Below are 2,615 nucleotides of genomic sequence, written 5' to 3'. Positions count from 1 at the left end.
ATTTTATCTGTTAATAATATTTAGAGATAACAGATAACTCGATCAAGTATGGGTAAAGTAGAGACAAAACCAGTTTCAATGTAAAATTAGTCCCCTATTTGTTCCTAGTTAGGAAAATCAAAAATCAAGGCTAAAAACAGGTAAATTTAGTTATAATACCATACTGACGATGCAAAATAGTCAATCTAAAAGTTGAAAATATTAAAGTAAATATATAAAGTATGACAAGCCCGACTTGTGATTCAGGGATTAATAATAACCCAGAGACATCGTGGCAGTTAAAATCTAAGCAACTACCAATCTGGGTTCGTAGATGTGGTGCTTGGGCTACGGAAGTATCTCTCATTGTAGTGAGTGGAACAGTTCCATTTTGGCTCGGTCAGTTAGGTAATATAGGCAACAAATCTGTTCCTCTTAACCCAGTTGTAGCAAAAACTACAGAAGTAATTGCCAATACTTTCGGAATTCCTTTACGAAACCGTTATCAAAAAGTAACCCCTCTAGCTAATCTACTATGGTCTGGAGCATTATTAGCTCCTCCAGTAATTGTAGCTTGGCAGTTATATTTATTAGCCACAACAGGTCAAACATTGCCTAAGCGTTGGTTTGAAGTGAGAGTTGTGGCAGCTTTAGGAAATTCTCCAGGTTGGAAAAAAACCTTGATTCGCGAGGGTGTGGGAAAATGGGGATTACCTATGGGAACTGCCTACTTAATTTGGCGCATGACAGGAGCATTTCCTTCTTTGGGAATCCTTTTATTATTGGGAGGATTAACATCCTTCATTGATATTTATTTTGTTCGTTTTAATAAACTACGTCGCACTGGACACGATAAATTAGGAAATACTTTTGTTGTAGATGCGAATTCTGGTCAATTGGATTCTAATCCTTTTAGTTTAGGTGATACTGAAACACAAATTTCTATAGCAACAATTGTTCTGACTGAAAAAAAATCAGAAAGTTTTTATTTATGGCCTTGGATACGAAAAAATCCTGGTATTACTTTACTAATTGTGACTACTGTAGGTATGGTCTCAGTTTTGGGGACTATTTTTGGTACTCACGTCTATATTCAAAATCAAGCAAATTGGCGGGAGTTTAAACAACAAGATAATGATATGTTTCTGGCTCTTGTTAACAAGTTGTCCTTAACTTCCACTAAACCCCAGGAACGACGAGTTTCAGTTTTAGCCTTGGGTTCGACTAAAGATCCCCGCGCAATACCATTATTAGTAGATTTGTTGGGACAAGAAAAGGAACCAAGTATACTTGATGGAATTCAACTATCTTTGGTCAGTGCTGGACCAACAGTCCTACCAGAACTACGTCGCTTAAATCAAGCTTTGAAAAATGATCTGGATTCTTTAAGTTATGGTGGTAATTCTCAAGAACAACTTTTGGTATCTCTACGACTAAGGGCAACTCAAAAGGCGATCGCCAAGGTTCTCAAAGTTTACAGTGGCTTGGTTAAAGATGTTGATTTGAGTGGAGTAGATTTAGGCCAAGTGACTTCTACACCAGCAAGCTTTACTTTGATATTAGAAAATACGGATTTATCTGGAGTAAAATTCAGAGGTGCTATTCTGAATCAAGCTAGTTTTAAGAATAGTCGCTTTTACGGACCAGGAAAAGATAATCGTTTAGGAACTTTTGATGATTCAATTGCTGATTTGAGTGGGGCAAATCTGATAGAAGCCAATTTAATGGGTGCTGTATTAGGTCCAGTTGTCATGCAACGTGCAGATTTGTTTAGAGCAACTCTTAGTAAAGCTAGAATGCCAGATTCTATCCTGAAAAAAGCAAATTTAAGTAGTGCCAAGTTAATTGAAACTGACTTACACCGAGCAAACTTAAGAGAGGCGAGTTTTACTGGTGCAGATTTAGGAAGTGCTGATTTATCAGAAGCTAATTTATACAGAGCTAATTTAAGTAAAGTCAAAGCTGAAGGTGCTAGTTTCCAATCATCCGATCTAAGAGAGTCTAACTGGCAAGGATCAAATTTATCAGGAGCAAACTTCAGTAGAGCTAATTTGAAAAAAGCAGACCTGAGTTTAGCCCAGTTAACTAATGTCAACTTTCGGAATGCTCAACTGCAAAATGCTAATTTAAGAAATACAGATTTAAGTTTGGCAGATTTGCGAGGAGCAAACTTAAATGGAACTGATTTAAAAGGGGCAAAATTGGCAGTTCCAAAACCTACTCAAGCAGAGCAATTTTTGGCCACTCCACTAGATACATTCAAATCGGATCATTTGAGAGGAGTTAATTTCAATTTTGCCAAGAACTTAAACCCCGATCAAATTAACTACATCTGTCAACAGGGAGGAGTTCACGAAAAATGTAAAAGTAGGGAGTAGGGAGTAGTTAGGAGAAATGGGAATTATAAGCTTTCTATTATTTTAACAACTTATCATTGAGAAATTAGAAATTTTGGACTGTTTAAGACTACAGAACTATAACGTTATAGTTTTTCTACTCTATGTCTAGTGTATCTCCCTAAGTCTTGACTAAATTAGAATAAAAAAATGAGAAGCTTTGTGTTATTTCAAAAACTTATCATCGAGGACTTAGGAATTTTTGAGGGTTAAACACTACAGAACTATAACGTTATAGTT

The 2,615-nt window shown here is 36.2% G+C and carries 1 protein-coding gene; it reads left to right on the top strand.

Annotated features, from left to right (window positions below):
• Nucleotides 1-221 precede the first annotated feature (221 nt).
• A complete protein-coding gene (locus tag AFK68_RS02515) occupies nucleotides 222-2,357 on the top strand; it encodes a pentapeptide repeat-containing protein (RefSeq protein ID WP_094671370.1) in 2,136 nt (711 codons plus the stop codon).
• The last annotated feature ends 258 nt before the right edge of the window (nucleotides 2,358-2,615 follow it).

It is taken from the genome of Hydrocoleum sp. CS-953 (genome assembly GCF_002260545.1).
Taxonomy (GTDB): Bacteria; Cyanobacteriota; Cyanobacteriia; order Cyanobacteriales; family Microcoleaceae; genus Trichodesmium.
The sequence above is the reverse complement of the archived record's forward strand: the minus strand, read 5'-3'. Positions and strand labels throughout refer to the sequence as shown.